This is a genomic window from Mesorhizobium sp. ESP-6-4, assembly GCF_020164735.1.
Taxonomy (GTDB): Bacteria; Pseudomonadota; Alphaproteobacteria; order Rhizobiales; family Rhizobiaceae; genus Mesorhizobium.
The window spans coordinates 147002-165208 of sequence record NZ_JAIUGS010000007.1 but is presented as its reverse complement, the minus strand read 5'-3'; the positions used below and the strand labels follow the sequence as shown (position 1 = coordinate 165208).

The window sequence follows — 18207 nt, the reverse complement described above, 5'->3', positions numbered from 1 at the left end:
GCTTTTCTCACGCCGCAAGCTTGCCCGCAACCGCGGCGAAGGCGGCGATCAGTCGGCTCACTTGCGCCGAAGTCGTTGCCGGTGAGATCAGCATCATGTTGTGGAACGGCGCGATCAGCACGCCGCGATTGACCAGCGCGACATGGATGGCGGCTTCGAGTTCCGGCGCATGCGCCTTCTCGGCCTCGCCGCCGTTTTGCAGCGGTCCGGGCGCACAGATGAACTCGACGCGGGCGCCGACCCGCGCGACATGCCAGGGCAGCTTGCTTCGCTGAATGACGGCGGAGAGCCCCGCATCGAGGCGGCGCGCCAGCCGGTCCATATGGGCGTAGGCTGCCTCCGTCATCACCTCTTCCAGCGTGGCGCGCATCGCCGCGAATTGCAGCGGGTTCGCCGACAGCGTGGTGCCCATGCCGGAATAGCCGGGCTCCTTGGTCTGGTTGTAGGCGCCATAGCGCGTGGCGACCTCCTCGCTCATGCCCCAGATGCTCGCCGGCACGCCGCCGGCCACCGGCTTGCCGAGCACGAACAGGTCCGGCTCCAGCCCGTGCTTGCGCGTATAGCCGCCCGGGCCGGTCGAAATCGTGTGCGTCTCGTCGATCAGCAGCAGCGTGCCGGCCGCGCGGGTCAGGCGCCGCAGCGCGTCGTGGAAGCCGGGTTGCGGCAGCACCATGCAGGAATTGGTCAGCACCGGCTCGGTGATAACGCAGGCGACGTCGCGGTCAGCCAGCGCTGCTTCCAAGGCTGCAACATCGTTGAATTCGACAATCTTCGTGGCTCGCGTCAGGTCGCGAAACTCGCCGGCCAGCCCAGGCCGGTTGACCGGTTTGCCGTCGATCAGCCGCACCATCGTCTCGTCGACCGAGCCATGATAGCAGCCGTTGAAGACCAGGATCTTCTCGCGCCCGGTCACCGCGCGGGCGACGCGCAGCGCAAAGCGGTTGGCGTCGGTGGCGGTGGTGGCGATCTGCCAGTAGGGCAGGCCGAAGCGCTGCTGCAGCAGTGGGCCGATCGCCAGCGCATCCTCGCTTGGCAGCATATAGGTCAGACCCCGAGCGGCCTGCCGGCGGATCGCCCGGGCGACCGCCGGCGGCGAATGGCCGAGCATCGAGCCGGTATCGCCGAGGCAGAAATCGTCGAGCTTGTTGCCGTCGATGTCGGTGATGGTAGCGCCCTTGGCGCCGTCGACCAGGATCGGGAACGGCGTCGGCCAGTCGCTCATCCAGTGCATCGGCACCCCGCCGAGGAAACCGGCAATGCCGTTGCCGAGCTTCGCCTCGGATTTCGGCCGCGCCTTGCGGAAGGCGGCCGCCTCCGTCTCGCGCAATTCGGCGATGCGGGCGACGTCGATGCCGCCGATTGAAGTCCGGTGGATTGAATGCATGAAGTCCCCTCAGACGGTAGGCAGTAGGCAGTAGGCAGTAGGCAGTAGGCAGTAGGCAGTAGGCAGTAGGCAGTAGGCAGTAGGCAGTAGGCAGTAGGTGCCGTCGTCCCTAAGCCCTACTGCCTATTCCCTACTGCCTACGCGGTGATATCGATCACGCCGCAATCGCCGGCGGCGCTGCCAAACACGACGCGGCGTTCTTCCTTGTCCCACATCATCGACGTGATGGCGCCCTTGCCGGGGCGGCGCAGCAGCACTTCCTTGGCGTCGGCGAAGCGCGCCGCAATCACCATGCCGTCCTGATAGCCGATGGCCGTGACATCTTGGCTGGGATGGCAGGCAACACAGGTCACCATGGTATTGCCGCGCGTGCCGAGCTCCAGCGGCGCCTTGCCCATCGGTCCGTCTTTGCTGGCGAACGGCCACACGATCGCTGCCGGCGCGCCGGAGCTCGCCAGCCATTTGCCCTTCACGCTCCAGGAAAGGCTCTTCACCTTGCCCGGATAGCCCGACATGCGCATGTGCTTGCCGTCGGCAAGCTTCCAGCCATGCAGCGCGTTCTCCTGCATGGTGGTGACGAGGAAGGCGCCGTCCGGTGAAAAGGTGATGCCGGTATGGGCGCCTGCCCATTCGAGCTCCACCGGCTTGCCCTCGGCCGCCGGGAAATGCAGCGTCGCGCCATTGTAGCGGGCGACGCCGAAACGCATGCCCTTGGGCGAGAAGGCCAATCCCTCCACCGAACGCGGATGGGCAAATTCTTTGATCTTGCCGTCGGCGAAACGCACGAAGGCGGTCTTGCCCGAGGCATAGGCGATCGCGCCCTGCGGCCCGGCGCTGACGCTGGTGATCCACTTTTTGCCGGCGCTGGCCAGCTCGCTCACCTCGCCGCCGGCCTTCACGGCAAACACCTTGCCATCCTCGCCGCCGGTGATCAGCCGGTCGTTGGCCGCGTCATGGAAGGCGGCAAGCAGGCCGTCATTGGCCTGAACCGTCTTGTGCCCATTATCGAGCCGGTGGATCGCGCCGTCGGCGAGCGCGAAATGCGGCACGTCGTTCAAGAAGACGGCGGCAACGCAATGGCCTTCGAGATCAAGCGGGGCGACTGTGGGCATGCAAACGGTCCGTTCGAGATTAGCCAGCGCGGCTAGGTGCGGCCTTGCCTTCTCCCCTTGTGGGAGAAGGTGGATCGGCGCGCAGCGCCGAGACGGTTGAGGGGTGGGTGACGGAACGCCGTCATCGCCGAACTGGAGCACCCCTCATCCGACCTCGCTTCGCGAGGCCACCTTCTCCCACAAGGGGAGAAGGAAGAACGGGCAGCGCTAGCGCTTGAAAGTCAGGAAATCAAGCCGCCTGGCAGGCTTCAAAACTCTTCCTGAGCCGCTCGGCGTCGAGATCGCGGCCGATGAAGACCAGCCGGCTTTCGTGTTTTTCGCCATCCTTCCAGGCGCGCTGGTGGTCGCCTTCGAGGATCATGTGCACGCCCTGCAGCACATAGCGGTCCTCGTCGCCCTTCAGCGCGATGATGCCCTTCAGCCGCAGGATGTTCGGTCCTTCCATCTGGGTCACCTTCTCGATCCAGGGAAAGAATTTCTTGGGGTCCATCTCGCCGCCGCGCAGCGACACCGACTTCACCGTCACGTCATGGATGTCGGAAGCATGGTGGTGATGGTGATGATCGTGACCGTCATGATCATGATGATGATCATGGTCATGGTCGTGGTCGTGATCATGCGCGTCGAGGAAATGCGGATCGTTCTCCAGCGCCCGCGACAGGTCGAAGGCGCCGCGGTCGAGCACTTCGTCAAGCGCCACGCCGGAACGCTGGGTGCGATGGATTTTTGCCGCCGGGTTGATGGCGCGGATCGTCGCCTCGACCTTTTCGAGCTCGTCCGGCGTGACGAGGTCGGTCTTGTTCAGCACCACCACGTCGGCGAACGCGATCTGGTCCTCGGCTTCCTTGGAATCCTTCAGGCGCAGCGGCAGGTGCTTGGCGTCGACCAGCGCCACCACCGCGTCGAGCTTGGTCTTGGTGCGCACGTCGTCGTCCATGAAGAAGGTCTGCGCCACCGGCACCGGGTCGGCAAGACCCGTGGTCTCGACGACGATGGCGTCGAAGCGGCCCGGGCGTTTCATCAGGCCTTCGACCACGCGGATCAGGTCGCCGCGCACCGTGCAGCAGACACAGCCATTGTTCATCTCGTAGATTTCCTCGTCGGACTCGACGATCAGGTCGTTGTCGATGCCGATCTCGCCGAACTCGTTGACGATGACGGCGTAACGCTTGCCGTGGCTCTCCGACAGGATGCGGTTGAGCAGCGTCGTCTTGCCCGCGCCGAGATAGCCGGTGAGAACGGTTACGGGGATTTGCGTCTGTGCGTCGCTCATGGTTGCCTCGAAAATCCTGGATTGTCGGCCTGATATAGGATGGGTGTCGAGCTTTTGCACGCGCCAAACCGATGGGCCGGGCCGACCCTCCAAGCGGAGCGGCGCCACGCACGGATCGGCGGCGGCCGAGGCAGGCCAGACGCAGGAGCCGCTCGGGCGCCCAAAGCGCCTTCATCAGCGTCCGCTGTGAATCTCGCCGGTGCAAAAGTCGTTTGTCATCTAACTGAAATAAACATCTGGCATCACCTGCGCGGGCACCGCAATGCTTGCCGGCAAAGCGTTCCGCAAGCCGGACTCTTTAAATCGTCATTTGCCAGCCGTCGGACAGCCTCTATGCTTGTCCGCGCCGGTTCGGCCGAAGAGGGAACGACCATGGCCAAGGCGGACAAGACAGCGACAATGAGCCGGCTGCATTCGGCGGCAAGGCTGGCGCGTACAGCGCTCGCCGCGCGGCTTCTGGCGCACGGCTTCTATGCCGGCCAGGACCAGATCATGCTGGCGCTCGACCGCGAGGACGGCCAGACCCCCGGCAACCTCGCCGGCCGGCTCGGCGTGCGCCCGCCGACCATCACCAAGACCATCAACCGGCTGCAGGCGCAGGGCTTTCTGGAAAAGCGCGCCTCCAACGCCGATGCCCGCCAGGCCCATATCTTCCTCACCGAGTCCGGCCGTGAAACCATCCGCGCCATCGAGAAGTCGGTCAAGAAGACCGAGAAACAGGCGCTGAGAGGCCTCGACAAGAAGGACCAGAAGGCGCTGTTCAAGCTGCTCGCCCGCATCGAGGCGAATCTATCGAACGAAGATCTGGTGCTGATCGACGATGACGCGGAGTTGGATGAAGCGTGACGCGTGAGCGTCATCGCTCAACCGCGAGACGTTCCCATTAACGAGCGACGCAAAGCGTCGTCTCGAGCTAAGCGCGATGCGTAGCATCGTCGCTCCACACGCCATCTAAGCAACGGCTTAGCGGAAAGGCGACGATGCTGCGCATCGCGCCTGAGCGACGACGCTGCGCGTCGCGCTTACGCGTCGCGCACCAGCGCTGCCCAGCGCCCCGGCGTCATGCCGAATGCCTTCTTGAAATGGCGGTTGAAATGGCTCTGGTCGCTGAAGCCGGCGCCGGCGGCGATTTCCGCCAGCGACTCGCCCTCGGCGATCATGCGCCGCGCCTTTTGCAGCCGGCGCATCAACAGGAAGCGGTGCGGGCTGGTCGAAAAGGTCGCGCGAAAATGGCGCGACAGCGCGTAGCGGTCGAGGCCGGTGACGGCCTCCAGCTCATCGGAGCGCACCGGTCGCTCGGCATTCTCCTCGAGATAGTCGCGGGCAAGCGCGGCGGCGCGCCATGCGGTCTTGCCCGTTGACTTTGCCGGCTGCCCGGCATGGCGTTTGAGGTGTTGCGCCAGCTGCGCAACGAAATCCGCCACGAACAGGTCGCCGAGTGCCTCGTCCAGCGGTGCCAGCGCCGACAACAACGTGTCGCGCAAGCGAGGATCGTCGACCACGGCGTCGCGAACGAAAGGCAGCGGCTCGCCATCGAGGCAGTCGAGCAGCAGGGACGGCTCCAGATACAGGATCCTGTAGCGCAGGCCGTCTTCCGTGCCGGCGCCGCCATCGTGCAATTCGTCTGGATGCAGCACGATCGCCTGGCCGGGCAGGCTGTGTTGCAGCGCGCCGCGATAATGGAAGCGCTGCACGCCGTTCAACGTCACGCCGATGGCATAGGTGTCGTGCCGGTGCAGCTCGAAGGCGTTGCCATGAAAGCGCGCCTCGATGCGTTCGAGACCCGAGCCGCCCGGAGCCGAAACGATGCGATCGCCGTTGGCCGCATCCGCGCACGAACGTTCAAGACCTTCCTTCGCTTCTTCGCTTAGAGCCTGCGCCATCGCCTGTCCCGCCCGTCACGGGCCGTCTCGGAGTCTCAATCTTGGTGTTCGACACGAAAATTGCAATTGTTCTCAGAGAGGACCTGCCGGTGTGGCAGAAGCTCAACGTCACCGCGTTCCTGACCAGCGGCATCGTTGCGCAGTTCCCCGAAATCATCGGCGAGGCTTACCGTGATCGTGCCGGCAACCTCTACAACCCGATGTCGATCCAGCCGGTCATTGTCTTGTCGGCCGATGCGGCGACGCTAGGTACGATCCACCGCCGGGCATTGGAACGCGGCGTGACAACATCCGTCTATGTCGAGGAGATGTTTTCGACCGGGCACGACGTCGCCAACCGCGCCGTCTTCGCCGAATTCGCCCCGGACGACGCCAAGGTCGTCGGCATCGCCATGCGCGGCGAGAAAAAGCTCGTCGACAAGATCACCAAGGGCGCCCGCATGCATGGCTGAATGGGTGGCAAGCGCCTTCGCCCGAAGGACCAATTGCGGACGTTTGGGATGGGCCTGAACACTATCACGTCGCGAGGGGCGTTCAAGCCAATCGCCAACCGACAATGCGCTCTAAGCCTGTCCGAAGCGCTTGTTGGGCCAGTCGCTTTTGGCTTGCTGGCAAGGGCCGATTGCCTCAGAAGGGTACCGTCTATCTTCCTTCGGCCCGACCTTGAGCGCTCCCAGAAACAATGACGACAGCGCAACGCCGCCCGCGGCGATGCTTCTGATGCTGTGCGTCTATGTCTGCTTCACCTTTCTCGACACCTCCAGCAAATATCTGGTGCTGGCCGGCGTCTCGGCGCTGATCGTCGCGTGGGCCCGCTTCACCGTGCATGTCCTGCTGGTCGGCATCTTCCTGCGCGGCTGGCGCGAGCCGATTCGCTTCCGCGCCAACAACCTGCCGGCGCACCTCTTGCGCGGCGTCCTTTTGTTCGGCTCGACCATGTTCAATATCCTGGCGCTGCGCACGCTGCAGTTGGCCGAGACAACGTCGATCTATTTCTTCGGCCCGATGGTCATCACCGCGCTTGCCGGCCCGCTGCTCGGCGAATGGGCCGGCTGGCGGCGCTGGCTGGCGATTCTCACCGGCTTTGTCGGCGTGCTCATCATCACCAGGCCTGGCGTCGGCGTGTTCGGCATCGGTCATCTCTTCGCGCTGGGCTCGATGCTGTCGAACAGTTTTTACGTGATCATGACGCGGCGCATGTCGTCGACGGAGACCTCGGAGAGCATGATCCTCTTTTCGGCGCTGGCACCCGCCGTGCTGCTCCTGCCGCTGCTGCCTTTCTCGCTGTCATTGCCGCAGGATGGCTGGCACTGGGTCATCCTGTTGATGCTCGGCGTCTTCGGCGCCGGCGGCCACTATTTGCTGGTCCGGGCCTATCGTCTGGCGACCACGACCCAGCTCGCGCCCTATCCCTATTCGCAGATGGTGTGGATGATCATTTCCGGCTGGCTGATCTTCCACCAGTTCCCCGACCGCTGGACGCTGCTCGGCGCCGCCATCATCGTTGCCAGCGGGCTCTACATCATCCATCGCGAGCACCGGCTTCGCGTCCGCAACTCCGCCTCGCTCGACACCGAGGCCGAGGCGCTGGCGAAAAAACTTTGATTTGCGCCGAATCCGGTGGCATAAGGCCGTTTTAAAAAATTTAAAGACCCTGGGGAGCGAAGGGCACTGGCACAGAAGATCAAGCTTTCGACGATCGCGGATGCGCTCGGCGTGTCCACGGCAACGGTGTCGCTGGCGCTGCGCGACAGCCCGCTGGTCGCCGGCACGACGCGCGAGCGCATCAAGGAGCACGCCCGCGCCATCGGCTATATCTACAACCGTCGCGCCGCCTCGTTGCGCACCTCGCGCTCCGGCATCGTCGGCGTCGTCGTGCACGACATCATGAACCCGTTCTTCGCCGAGATACTGCGCTCGATCGAAAGCGAGCTCGACCGCAGTCGCCAGACCTTCATCCTGTCAAACCACTACGACCAGCTGGAAAAGCAGCGCACCTTCATCGATACGCTGCTGCAGCTCGGCGCCGACGGCGTCATCATGTCGCCGGCCATCGGCACGCCGGCCGAGGACATCATCATGGCCGAGGAAAACGGCCTGCCGGCGGTGCTGATCGCGCGCACCGTCGCCGGCGCCGATGTGCCGGTGTTCCGCGGCGACGATGCCTATGGCACGGCGCTCGCCACCAATCATCTGATCTCGCTCGGCCACAAGCGCATCGCCATGGTCGGCGGCACCGACCAGACCTCGACCGGCCGCGACCGCTACCAGGGCTATCTCAACGCGATGGAGGCGGCCGGCCTGGAGGTGAAGCCGTCCTGGCGCATTCCCGGGCCGCGCACCAAGCAGGCGGGGTTCGAGGCCTCGGGACAGTTTCTGGCGCTGAAGGACAGGCCCACCGCTGCCTGCTGCTGGAACGATCTGGTCGCGATCGGGTTGATGAACGGCATCGCGCGCGCCGGCCTCGTGCCGGGCGTCGATATCTCGGTCACCGGCTATGACGATCTCGAGGAGGCGGCAATCGCGACACCGGCCCTGACCACGGTCTGGAACGGCCAGCGCGAGGTCGGCCGCCGCGCCGCCAGCGCCCTGCTTGACAAATTGAACGGACAGGCAGTGCGGCCCTCGCAGGAGCTGATCAAGCCGGAACTGCATGTGCGGCAGTCGACCGGCAAGCCAGTGGAGCGTGCATGAGCAAGGCCGAAGGAAAATTGCCGGTCGCCATCCTTGTGCCGGGCGATTTCAACGACCATGCCCTCGGCCGCATCGACGAGGCGTTCAACTGTGTGCGGATCGAACGCGCCGATCCGTCTTTGGTTACGGACGAGATGCGCGCCACGGTGCGCGGCATAGCCTCCTATGCAGGCATCGACGCGGCGATGATCGATGCGCTGCCCAATCTTGAGATCATCGCCAGTTTCGGCGTCGGCTATGATTCGGTCGACGCCAATCATGCGGCCAAGCGCGGCGTCATGGTCACCAACACGCCCGATGTCTTGACCGAGGAGGTCGCCGATACTGCCATCGGCCTTCTGATCAACACTGTGCGCGAGCTCTACGCCGCCGAGAAATGGCTGCGCGACGGCGACTGGGCGACCAAGGGCAATTGTCGCCTGAGCCGGCTTACATTGCGTGGCCGCCGCGTCGGTATCTTCGGCATGGGCCGCATCGGCCGGGCCGTCGCCCGTCGCCTTGAAGCCTTCGGCCTGCCGATCGCCTATCACAACCGCCGCAAGGTCGAAGGCCTGGCTTACGAATATCATGCCACTTTGAAGGGGCTTGCCGAAGCCGTCGACACGTTGATCTGCATTGCCCCGGGCGGCACCTCCACCGAGAAAGCGGTCAATGCCGAGGTCCTGTCGGCGCTGGGTTCGAACGGCGTCTTTGTCAATATCGGCCGCGGCTCGACGGTGGACGAGGCAGCCCTTGCTGCCGCCCTCAAGAGCGGCACCATCGCAGCCGTCGGGCTCGACGTCTTTGCCGACGAGCCGAACGTGCCGCAGGCCCTGCTCGATGCTCCCAACGCCTCGCTTCTGCCGCATGTCGGCTCGGCGTCGGTCCACACCCGCCGCGCCATGGCCGATCTGTGCGTCGACAACCTCGTGTCGTGGTTTACCGACCGCCGGCCGCTGACACCGGTGCCGGAGACGCTCAACGTCAAGGCGCGAGCCTGAGGCGTTTCTCGGTCCTCACGAAAACGGCAAACCGCCTGCCTCTTTGTTTTGGTGTAATGCCGGACGGAAAGCCGTCCTGGAAATTGCTCCAATCCGCACCCGTCGCCACATCTATTAACGCCCACTTAACCCTTTGGAATCATTCTGCATACTTGGTTATGTGCGGAGAGACAGGGTGAAGCTGTTCGTTGGCTTGGCAGCATCGGTAGCGTTGTTCGGGGGCGTTCAGTTCCTGCATGGCGGCAACGGCCAGAGCGAGGCCACCGAACTCATCCCGACAAACGCCTATCGGCTGACCGCCAATGGCGATGAAGCGGCCTGCGCCATCCACCGCGGCGCCAAAATCTCAGAGGGCCTGTCGTTGCTTTCCGTCGCCGCGAACTGCCGCAAGCTGATGCCTGGCATCGAGCACGCGAAATTCTGGCGCGAGCAGGCGGATGGTTCGGTCGCTTTCAGTGACGACGGGGTCGATCCGATTGTCACCTTCGGCGTTGCCGATGGCGACGGCTACGAATCCTACGCGCCGGCCGCGCCGCTTCTGGCGCTGAGCACAAGCGAATAGCCGCGGAACTGTCCAGGCCTACTCTGCCGCGGCGCGGGCACCTGTTTTGGCGGCCGCATGCAGGCGCACCGCATCGCCGAAGGCCTTGAAGATCTTGGCGGAATTGCTGTCCGACTTCACCCAGTATTCGGGGTGCCATTGCACGCCGACTGCGAAGGCACGGGCATCCTTGACGGAGACTGCTTCGATCGTGCCGTCGCTGGCCAAAGCCTCGACCTGGAGCCTGGAGCCTAGCAGGTCGATCGCCTGGCGATGCAGCGAATTCACCTTGATTTCGCCGGCGCCGAACACGCCGGCAAGGCAGCTTCCGGGCTTGATCGAGATCGTCTGGTGGATGCCGAAGCGCTCGTCCTGATTGTCGCTCACCGGCGCGCGGTGGTCGAGCGAGCCATCGCGCTCCTGGATTTCGGTGCCCAGCGTGCCGCCGAGCGCGACGTTCAGCTCCTGGATGCCGCGGCAGATGGCAAGCAACGGCACGCCGCGCTCGATCGCCTTGCGGATCAGCGGCAGCGTGGTTGCGTCGCGCGCCGGATCGTAGGGGCCGTTAGCCTCGCTGGGATCGCCGCCATAGAGCGAGGGATGCACGTTGGACTTCGAGCCCGTCACCATGACGCCGTCGACCGACGACAGCAGCTCGTCGAAATCGAGCCGGTCGCCGAAGGACGGCACCAGCAGAGGGAACACGCCGGCGCCCGCGACCGCCGCTTCCAGATACTGCTGGGGTGCCGCGTGCCAGGTGTAGTTGTCGAACTGGCGGACGTCGGACGAGACTGCGACGAGCGGTTGCTGCATTTTGGGTTTGGATTCCTTCGAGAGCTAAGGAGTTAATCTGCCTACAAAATAGGCGATCTGAAGGCAGTTTGCCATGGCAAGTTTCGCTGCCTTGCATGGGCCAGCGGCAGGCTCGTTAGACTATAGTTGCACGCGGCGCCGGAATGGCTGCAACCCTCGCCCGCAACACTGGACTCGACCCTTTGCCTGTGTATGTTTCTTCCCCAACCGATCCGGGCACGAGGATGCCCTGACGTCGGTCAGCTGATCCGCAAGGGAGGAAACTTAATGGATCGTCGTTCTTTCATTCGCAAGGCCGGTGCGTCCGGCGTGGGCGCCGCGGCAGCCGCGGCGGCACTTGCCACGCCGGCCATTGCCCAGTCCAATACCAAGGTGACCTGGCGGCTTGCATCGTCCTTCCCGAAATCGCTCGACACGATCTATGGCGGCGCGGAAGTCTTCTCAAAAATGCTGTCGGAGGCGACCGACGGCAATTTCCAGGTCCAGGTCTTCGCCTCCGGTGAGCTCGTGCCCGGCCTGCAGGCTGCGGACGCCACCACGGCCGGCACGGTCGAGGCCTGCCATACGGTCGCATACTATTACTGGGGCAAGGACCCGACCTGGGCGCTCGGTGCCGCAGTGCCCTTCTCGCTCAACGCGCGCGGTATGAATGCCTGGCACTATCATGGCGGCGGCATCGACCTGTTCAACGAGTTCCTCGCCACGCAAGGGCTGTTCGGCCTGCCGGGCGGCAATACCGGCGTTCAGATGGGCGGCTGGTTCCGCAAGCAGATCAACACGGTGGCCGATCTCTCGGGCCTCAAGATGCGCATCGGCGGCTTTGCCGGCAAAGTTGTGCAGAAGCTCGGCGTCGTGCCGCAGCAGATCGCCGGCGGCGACATCTATCCGGCGCTGGAGAAGGGCACCATCGACGCCGCCGAATGGGTCGGCCCCTATGACGACGAGAAGCTCGGCTTCTATAAAGTCGCGCCCTACTACTACTATCCCGGCTGGTGGGAAGGCGGCCCGACCGTGCATCTGATGTTCAACAAGGCCAAATACGAAGAGCTTTCGCCGGCCTACAAGTCGCTCGTGCATACCGCCGCGCAAGCGGCGGACGCCAACATGCTGCAGAAGTACGACTATCTCAATCCGGCGGCGGTGAAGCGGCTTGTGTCGAACGGTGCCAAGCTGGCGCCGTTTAGCCAGGAGATCATGGCCGCCTGCTTCGAGAAGGCCAACGAGGTCTATGCCGAGATGGAATCCAACAACGCGCCGTTCAAGAAGATCTGGGAATCGATCAAGGCTTTCCGCAAGGAGCACTATCTCTGGGCCCAGGTCGCCGAATACAATTACGACACCTTCATGATGGTGCAGCAGCGCAACGGCAAGCTGTAGACCGCCGCCGCCCTCCTTCTCCCCTTGTGGGAGAAGGTGGATCGGCGCGAAGCGCCGAGACGGATGAGGGGTGTTGGAAGGATCGCCGTCCTTGCCAAGCTGGAGCACCCCTCATCCGTCGCCTTCGGCGACACCTTCTCCCACAAGGGGAGAAGGGAAAACCGCGCCTAGCCAGATGACGGGCAGCGCCAGCGCCTGTACATCAGTGAACTGGAACGCTTTCCCAGGAAGTGGGTCAGCCTCGGCCCGGCACCACCAGCACCTTGACCTCGCCCGGCGCCGGCGGATTGGCGATCACGTTCGGTGCCTCTTCGAGGCTGACCTGCCTCGAGATCAGCCGGTCGATCTCGATCGCGCCGGAGGCAATCAGCTGAGCCGCCCTTCCATGCGTGAACGGGTTGAGGAAGGAGCCGAGCACCTTCAGTTCGCGAAACAAGAGATCGAACGGCTCGATTTCCACCTTCATGCCTTGCGGCACGACGCCGACGATCACCACCGTGCCGCCCGCCTTTGCCATTCGCATCGACTGCTCCACCGTGTCGCGGACGCCGGCGCATTCCAGCACCACGTCGACGCCGCCGGGCGCCAGGCCATTCGGCCCGGCGACGGCCGCGATCGGGTCGCCGGCGCTTGGGTCAATCGTCGCGGTCGCGCCGAGTTCCTCGGCAAGCGCGCGACGCGAAGCCTGCCGGGTCGACAGAATGATGGTCGCCGCGCCCGCGAGCTTGGCCAGCTGCACGACGAGCAGGCCGATGACGCCGCCGCCCAGCACCACGACCGATGCGCCCGGCCGGATCGCGGCCAGGTCGACGCCGTGCAGGCAGCAGGCGAGCGGCTCGCAGAAAGCGCCATGCGTCGGCTTGAGGTTGGCGGGCAGTCGGAAGGCTTGGCTTTGCGGCATCAGCACGTAATCGGCGAAGCCGCCGTCGCGGTGGATGCCGATGGCGCGCAGATTGCTGCAGAGATTGACGCGGCCGGCGTGGCAGTGGGCGCAGCGCCCGCAGGCAATGTTCGGATCGCCGGTGACGCGGTCGCCGACGGCAATGCCCGTCACCGCCGCGCCGACCGCTTCGACGATGCCGCAGAACTCATGGCCGAGCGTCACCGGCGGCGTGCAGGGAAATTCGCCATGGAAGAGGTGGCGGTCGGTGCCGCAGACGCCGCAGGCCTCGATGCGCACCAGAACGTCCTCAGGCCCGGGAACGGGTTTTGCGACCTCGCGCAACCCGATCTTACCTACCGCTTCCAGCCGCACGGCTCTCATGGGTATCCTCAATTGAATTTGGGCGGCTGCGAGAGATCGGGCGCCGGCGCCGCCGGCTTGGCCGGCGCATCGCCGAAGCTCGGCGGCTGCGACAGGTCGGGCGTGCCGGGTGCCGCCGGCGCGCCGCCATTGGACGGCGCAGCTCCATTGTTGTTCGCCGGGGGCGTTCCGAGCGGCGACAGCGAAGGCATGTCGGGCAGCCTGAGGTCGATGGTGCTGGGCTCCACCGCGGCACCCTTGTAGCGCATGACCATCTGCGGGAAGGCGATGGTCAGCCCGATCATGATCACCTGGATCAGGACGAACGGCACGGCACCCCAATAGATCTGCCCCGTGGTGATCGGCGCGATCTGCTTGCCGGTGATCCTGTCGAGGTAGGGCACGCGGGCCGCGACCGAGCGCAGGTAGAACAGCGCGAAGCCGAAGGGCGGGTGCATGAAGCTGGTCTGCATGTTGACGCCGAGCAGCACGCCGAACCAGATCAGGTCGATGCCGAGCTTGTCCGCCGCCGGCGCCAGCAGCGGCACGATGATGAAGGCGAGCTCGAAGAAATCGAGGAAGAAGGCAAGCACGAAGACCAGAATGTTGACGCCGATCAGGAAGCCGGTCTCGCCGCCGGGCAGCGAGGTCAGCAGGTGCTCGACCCAGATATGGCCGTTGACGCCATAGAAGGTCAGCGAAAACACGCGCGCGCCGATCAGGATGAACAGCACGAAGGCGGAAAGCCGGGTCGTCGACGCCAGCGCCTGGTTGATGACGTCCATCGTCAGGCGGCCCTTCATTGCCGCCATGATGAGCGCGCCGACGGCGCCCATGGCGCCGCCTTCCGTCGGGGTGGCGATGCCGAGGAAGATGGTGCCCAGAACCAGGAAGATCAGCGCCAGCGGCGGGATCAGCACGATCACCACCTGCTGCGCCAGCTTCGACATCATGTTGATACGGAGCCGCTGATCGAGGATGGCGACGACATAAATGATGATGACGCCGACGGCGAAGCCGAGGATATCGGCATTGTCGCCGTGGGTCGGCGCAAGATAGCGATAGGCCGCGTATGAAATCGCGCCCGTCACCACAACTGCCACCAGCAGAGATATCACACCGTGGCCGAGCGTACGCGCCTCGAGCGGCAGCGCCGGCATCGAGTTCGGCCGGACGATCGACATGATCAGGATGTAGAGCATGTAGATGCCGGTGAGCACGAGGCCGGGGATCAACGCGCCGGCATACATGTCGCCGACCGAGCGTCCCAGCTGGTCGGCCAGCACGATCAGCACCAGCGACGGCGGGATGATCTGCGCCAGCGTGCCGGAGGCGGCGATGACGCCCGAGGCCACGCGCCGGTCGTAGCCGTAGCGCAACATGATCGGCAGCGAGATCAGGCCCATGGCGATGACCGAAGCGGCCACCACGCCGGTCGTTGCGGCAAGCAGCGCACCGACGAAGATCACCGCATAGGCAAGCCCGCCGCGGATAGGCCCGAACAGCTGCCCGATCGTGTCGAGCAGGTCCTCGGCCATGCCGGAGCGCTCCAGCACGATACCCATGAAGGTGAAGAACGGTATCGCCAAGAGCGTGTCGTTCGACATCACCCTGGTGCCGTAAAAATTGTCGGGAAGCGCATGCAACAGCGGCCAGGCAAGGTTGATCGACCCGCCGGAATAGGGCGACAGCACGACACCGATGAAGAAGAACATCAGCCCGTTCGCGGCGAGCGAGAAGGCTACGGGGTAGCCGATCAACAGGAAGATGACCAGCGAGGCGAACATGATAGGCGCCATGTTCTGCGCGATGAATTCGATCACGAGCGCACCTCGCCCGCGTGCGCCTTGGCTTCCTCGGCCAGCGCCTTGGCCTCGAGCTCGGCCTGCTCATGGGCCGAGATGAAAGGAGTGGGATCGTCCATGTCGCCACGCATGATGGCGATCTTCTTGATGATTTCGGAAATTCCTTGCAGCGCGAGCAGGAAGAAGCCGACCAGCAGGATGGCCTTGGCCGGCCACACGATCAGGCCGCCGGCATTGGTCGACATCTCGCCGCTGCGGAAGGAAAGCGACACGTAGGGCACGAAATAGATCACCATCAGCACCACGAACGGCATCAGGAAAAAGAGATGGCCGAAGAGGTCGATCCAGTGCTGCACACGGCGCGAGAACATGCCGTAGACGATGTCGATGCGGATATGGTCGTTCTGTTTCAGCGTGTAGGCGGCGGCCAGCATGAAGGCGGCGCCGAACAGATACCACTGCAGCTCCAGCCAGGCGTTGGAGGAGATGTCCAACACCTTGCGGATGACGGCGTTGCCGGCGCTCACCAGGATCGCGAGCAGGATCAGCCACGAGACCCAGCGGCCGATGAACTCGTTGATGCGGTCGATCGTCCTGGATAGAGCGAGCAGCCCTGCCATGCATAATCCTCCCTGGTACCGGCAGCGCGCCCGATTCCCCCTCCGGTGTCGCGCCGCTTGGCCCAACGATATGCAGTGCGTGGTCCGGCAGGTCAACATGACAAAGCGACGGCAAACAGATCGGCAAGCCGCGCAGAGGCGGAATGCCGCCGCATGACGCAACGTCATGCAACCAAAGTCTGGGAGCTCAGGCGATCTTGGCCTGGTCGCGCCCGGCGCCGATCAGCACCAGCATGGCGACGAGGAAGAGATAGATCCAGGCGTCGCGCCATTCGAGCGGGAAATAGCCGGCCCAGAGCGATTCCGCCATACCGAAGGCCGCGGCACCAAGCGCCGCCTTGAGCGGCGACAGATAACCGCCGACCGCCGTCACGAACAGGATCTTGAGGCCGTAGACCAGCCCGGTGCCGAAGGAGACATTGCCATAATAGAGACCGGCAAGCACGCCGGCCAGGGCGGCGCAAAAGCCGCTGAACAGCACGGCGCGGCGGAACACGACGGTGACGTCGATGCCGCACATCGCCGCCGCTTTCGGATCGTCGGAGACGGCGCGCCAGGCGCGGCCGAAATGCGAATGCGAGAACAGCCAGGCCGCCAGCGCCACCACCGCGACGATACAAGCGCAATCGAGCAGCTGGATGACGGTGAGCGTCACCTTGAAGCCGTCACCCTGGGCAAAGATGACGGGGTTCGCGAGCATCGGCGGCAGCCACAGGTCATGCGTGTCGGCGGCGATGCGGCTCGCTTCCGACAGGAAGATGAGAATGCCGAGCGTCGTCACCACGATGGCGTTGGGCGAGCGGTCGGCGAGCCTCTCGAAAACGCTGCGCGACAGGACATGACTGATCAGCGCGGCATAAAGCATGGCGGCGGCGACGCCGAGCATTACCGCGGCGGCCAGCGTCAGCCACAGCGCCTGATAGCCGAAGGCGGCGGTCAGGATCATCGTCTGGCCGCAGAAGGCGAACAGCGCGCCGTAAGCCAGGTTGGTGCGATGCAGGATGCCGTTGGTCAGCACATAGCCGAAGGCGAGCAGCGCATAGAGCGCGCCCGAATGCAGCCCGTTCAGCACCTGCTGGAAGAAATAGAGCATGCGATATCCTACAGGTCGTATGACGCGACCCCGCCGGACCGTTGCACTCGGAATCTAACTTGTCAAATGCGTTTTATCGGTTAGATTTCTGTCATGACGGTTTCCTGGACCCCGCACCGCTTCACCGGCGGCATCCTTGCGCTCGACACGGCGAACACCGTCGTGCTGCGCAACGATCCGCAAAAGTCCTTTGACCGTTTTGACGATCCGGCCGAGATCGCCCGCTTCGCCGAGGCGGCGAGCGGCTTTCGCGCAGCCGAGCTCGGCGGCCGAAGGTTGCAGGCGCCGCAGCCGGGCGAGATAAAGCCAGCCGTCGTCTCGATTCGCGAAGCGACCGACCGCCTGTTTCGTCATGCCGTATCGAACGGCGCGATCGCGACCAGCCACTTGCCGGATTTCCTCACGGCCTGCGCCGGCGGGCTGTCCGGCAGCACGACCGAGATCGGGGTGCCGGGCCAGCCTTTCGGCGATCCGCAAACGCCGATCGCCTTCGAGGCGGCTTTGGCCGTCTCGGCGCTGTCGCTGCTGCGCGACGAAACGGTGGCGAGGCTGAGGATCTGTCCCAATTGCAGCTGGCTGTTCGTCGACCGCAGCCGCAACGCCAGTCGCCTCTGGTGCGACATGGCGGTTTGCGGCAACCGCCAGAAGGCAAACCGCTATTACCGCCGCCGCACAGCGGCGAGGGAGGTCAGCAATGCTTAGGAAATTGTCGCGCTCAATCGTTCTCGGCGCCGCCCTGGTAGCCGCTGTCGCGCTCGGCGCGTGCCGCGACACCGGCAACGACCAGCTCTTTGCTATCTCGGGCAAGCTGTTCGAATTCAATTACCGGCTCGCCATCGCCACCTATGTCATCACGCTGAAGCCGCTGCGGCCGATGGTCGACGGCCAGGTCGCGGTGGTGAGCTTCCAGAACCCGGCCGGCGGCGATCCGCTCGTCGTCAACCAGAAGATCTGGCCGAAGCTGCCCCATATCACGCTCACCAGCCCGCCGCTCTCCTGCGTGGTCAAGGACAAGCCTTACAAAGTCTCGATCCGCATCCAGGATGCCGGCGGCACATTGCTGCAAAGCATCGACACCACCATGACCTCGTCGGAGGACCAGACCATGCTGCCGGATCGCCCGCTGGTGATCGGCCCGAAATACGAGCTCAACCCGGACCTTGCCGGCCATCCTGACGGCAGGCTGCCCGATGCGCAGAAGCCGGATTGCTCGAAAGCGACCTGAAACGCCCAGCGCTCACGAAATTTTTGTTCCTCGGGAAGCGGTTAGCGCGGTCTTGCATGCGCCGTCGGCCACTCGCCAGACCGTTTGTTGCGTGTTATCTGGCTGCTGCGATTTTGTTTGACCTCTCCGCCAAGGGAAGAAAGACTGCGGCGTCCCACTCCGAC

At 64.5% G+C, this 18207-nt stretch carries 18 protein-coding genes; 9 read left to right on the top strand and 9 right to left on the bottom strand.

Features of this window, described 5'->3' with window-relative positions; all coding sequences use genetic code 11:
- Positions 1 to 7: 7 nt before the first annotated feature.
- The 3 genes from LB523_RS15880 to LB523_RS15870 form a co-directional block, all read right to left on the bottom strand.
- Positions 8 to 1384 carry an aspartate aminotransferase family protein gene (locus LB523_RS15880; protein ID WP_224604225.1) on the bottom strand — a complete coding sequence of 459 codons (1377 nt, stop codon included), beginning with the start codon at positions 1382 to 1384 and terminating at the stop codon, positions 8 to 10.
- Positions 1385 to 1521: 137 nt separating this feature from the next.
- Positions 1522 to 2496, bottom strand: coding sequence for a WD40 repeat domain-containing protein (locus LB523_RS15875; RefSeq protein ID WP_224604222.1), 975 nt, complete (start codon positions 2494 to 2496; stop codon positions 1522 to 1524).
- Between the two features lie 229 nt (positions 2497 to 2725).
- Positions 2726 to 3769 carry a CobW family GTP-binding protein gene (locus tag LB523_RS15870; RefSeq protein ID WP_224604219.1) on the bottom strand — a complete coding sequence of 348 codons (1044 nt, stop codon included), beginning with the start codon at positions 3767 to 3769 and terminating at the stop codon, positions 2726 to 2728.
- A 372-nt stretch (positions 3770 to 4141) separates the two neighbouring features.
- On the opposite strand from LB523_RS15870, the gene LB523_RS15865 reads away from it, so the two are divergent.
- Positions 4142 to 4615: a MarR family winged helix-turn-helix transcriptional regulator gene (locus tag LB523_RS15865; protein ID WP_027169177.1), complete on the top strand. Its 474-nt coding sequence runs from the start codon at positions 4142 to 4144 to the stop codon at positions 4613 to 4615.
- Between the two features lie 176 nt (positions 4616 to 4791).
- On the opposite strand, the gene LB523_RS15860 is transcribed toward LB523_RS15865, so the two are convergent.
- Positions 4792 to 5652, bottom strand: a complete 861-nt coding sequence (locus tag LB523_RS15860; RefSeq protein WP_224604204.1) for an AraC family transcriptional regulator — start codon at positions 5650 to 5652, stop codon at positions 4792 to 4794.
- Between the two features lie 44 nt (positions 5653 to 5696).
- Between LB523_RS15860 and LB523_RS15855 the strand changes: the two genes are divergently transcribed.
- From LB523_RS15855 to LB523_RS15835, 5 genes are all read left to right on the top strand, one after another.
- The gene (locus tag LB523_RS15855; RefSeq protein WP_224604193.1) at positions 5697 to 6104 is read left to right on the top strand and encodes a DUF2000 family protein; all 408 of its coding nucleotides are present in this window, start codon (positions 5697 to 5699) and stop codon (positions 6102 to 6104) included.
- 268 nt (positions 6105 to 6372) lie between these two features.
- Positions 6373 to 7257 (top strand): DMT family transporter, encoded by an 885-nt coding sequence (locus tag LB523_RS15850; protein ID WP_224604605.1) that lies wholly within the window; start codon positions 6373 to 6375, stop codon positions 7255 to 7257.
- Between the two features lie 66 nt (positions 7258 to 7323).
- Positions 7324 to 8346 carry a LacI family DNA-binding transcriptional regulator gene (locus tag LB523_RS15845; protein ID WP_095769389.1) on the top strand — a complete coding sequence of 341 codons (1023 nt, stop codon included), beginning with the start codon at positions 7324 to 7326 and terminating at the stop codon, positions 8344 to 8346.
- Positions 8343 to 9326 carry a 2-hydroxyacid dehydrogenase gene (locus tag LB523_RS15840; RefSeq protein ID WP_224604191.1) on the top strand — a complete coding sequence of 328 codons (984 nt, stop codon included), beginning with the start codon at positions 8343 to 8345 and terminating at the stop codon, positions 9324 to 9326. The genes LB523_RS15845 and LB523_RS15840 overlap by 4 nt, the downstream gene beginning before the upstream one ends.
- A gap of 175 nt (positions 9327 to 9501) precedes the next feature.
- Entirely contained in the window at positions 9502 to 9888 is a 387-nt protein-coding gene (locus LB523_RS15835; protein ID WP_224604189.1) for a hypothetical protein, read from the top strand.
- Positions 9889 to 9906: 18 nt separating this feature from the next.
- On the opposite strand, the gene LB523_RS15830 is transcribed toward LB523_RS15835, so the two are convergent.
- Positions 9907 to 10680 carry a gamma-glutamyl-gamma-aminobutyrate hydrolase family protein gene (locus tag LB523_RS15830; protein WP_095769386.1) on the bottom strand — a complete coding sequence of 258 codons (774 nt, stop codon included), beginning with the start codon at positions 10678 to 10680 and terminating at the stop codon, positions 9907 to 9909.
- A gap of 267 nt (positions 10681 to 10947) precedes the next feature.
- On the opposite strand from LB523_RS15830, the gene LB523_RS15825 reads away from it, so the two are divergent.
- Entirely contained in the window at positions 10948 to 12057 is a 1110-nt protein-coding gene (locus LB523_RS15825) for a TRAP transporter substrate-binding protein (protein WP_224604186.1), read from the top strand.
- 235 nt (positions 12058 to 12292) lie between these two features.
- On the opposite strand, the gene LB523_RS15820 is transcribed toward LB523_RS15825, so the two are convergent.
- The 4 genes from LB523_RS15820 to LB523_RS15805 form a co-directional block, all read right to left on the bottom strand.
- On the bottom strand, positions 12293 to 13321 hold the full coding sequence (locus LB523_RS15820) for a zinc-dependent alcohol dehydrogenase family protein (RefSeq protein WP_224604183.1): 1029 nt from the start codon (positions 13319 to 13321) through the stop codon (positions 12293 to 12295).
- A gap of 8 nt (positions 13322 to 13329) precedes the next feature.
- Positions 13330 to 15120: a TRAP transporter large permease subunit gene (locus tag LB523_RS15815; protein ID WP_224604591.1), complete on the bottom strand. Its 1791-nt coding sequence runs from the start codon at positions 15118 to 15120 to the stop codon at positions 13330 to 13332.
- Positions 15120 to 15725, bottom strand: a complete 606-nt coding sequence (locus LB523_RS15810) for a TRAP transporter small permease subunit (protein ID WP_224604180.1) — start codon at positions 15723 to 15725, stop codon at positions 15120 to 15122. The genes LB523_RS15815 and LB523_RS15810 overlap by 1 nt, the downstream gene beginning before the upstream one ends.
- 187 nt (positions 15726 to 15912) lie before the next feature.
- Positions 15913 to 16818, bottom strand: a complete 906-nt coding sequence (locus LB523_RS15805) for a branched-chain amino acid ABC transporter permease (RefSeq protein WP_224604177.1) — start codon at positions 16816 to 16818, stop codon at positions 15913 to 15915.
- Positions 16819 to 16911: 93 nt separating this feature from the next.
- Here LB523_RS15805 and LB523_RS15800 point away from each other — a divergent pair, with 93 nt between their 5' ends.
- Positions 16912 to 17520, top strand: coding sequence for a CGNR zinc finger domain-containing protein (locus LB523_RS15800; protein WP_224604174.1), 609 nt, complete (start codon positions 16912 to 16914; stop codon positions 17518 to 17520).
- On the top strand, positions 17513 to 18043 hold the full coding sequence (locus LB523_RS15795; RefSeq protein ID WP_224604170.1) for a hypothetical protein: 531 nt from the start codon (positions 17513 to 17515) through the stop codon (positions 18041 to 18043). Before LB523_RS15800 ends, LB523_RS15795 begins: the two co-directional genes overlap by 8 nt.
- The last annotated feature ends 164 nt before the right edge of the window (positions 18044 to 18207 follow it).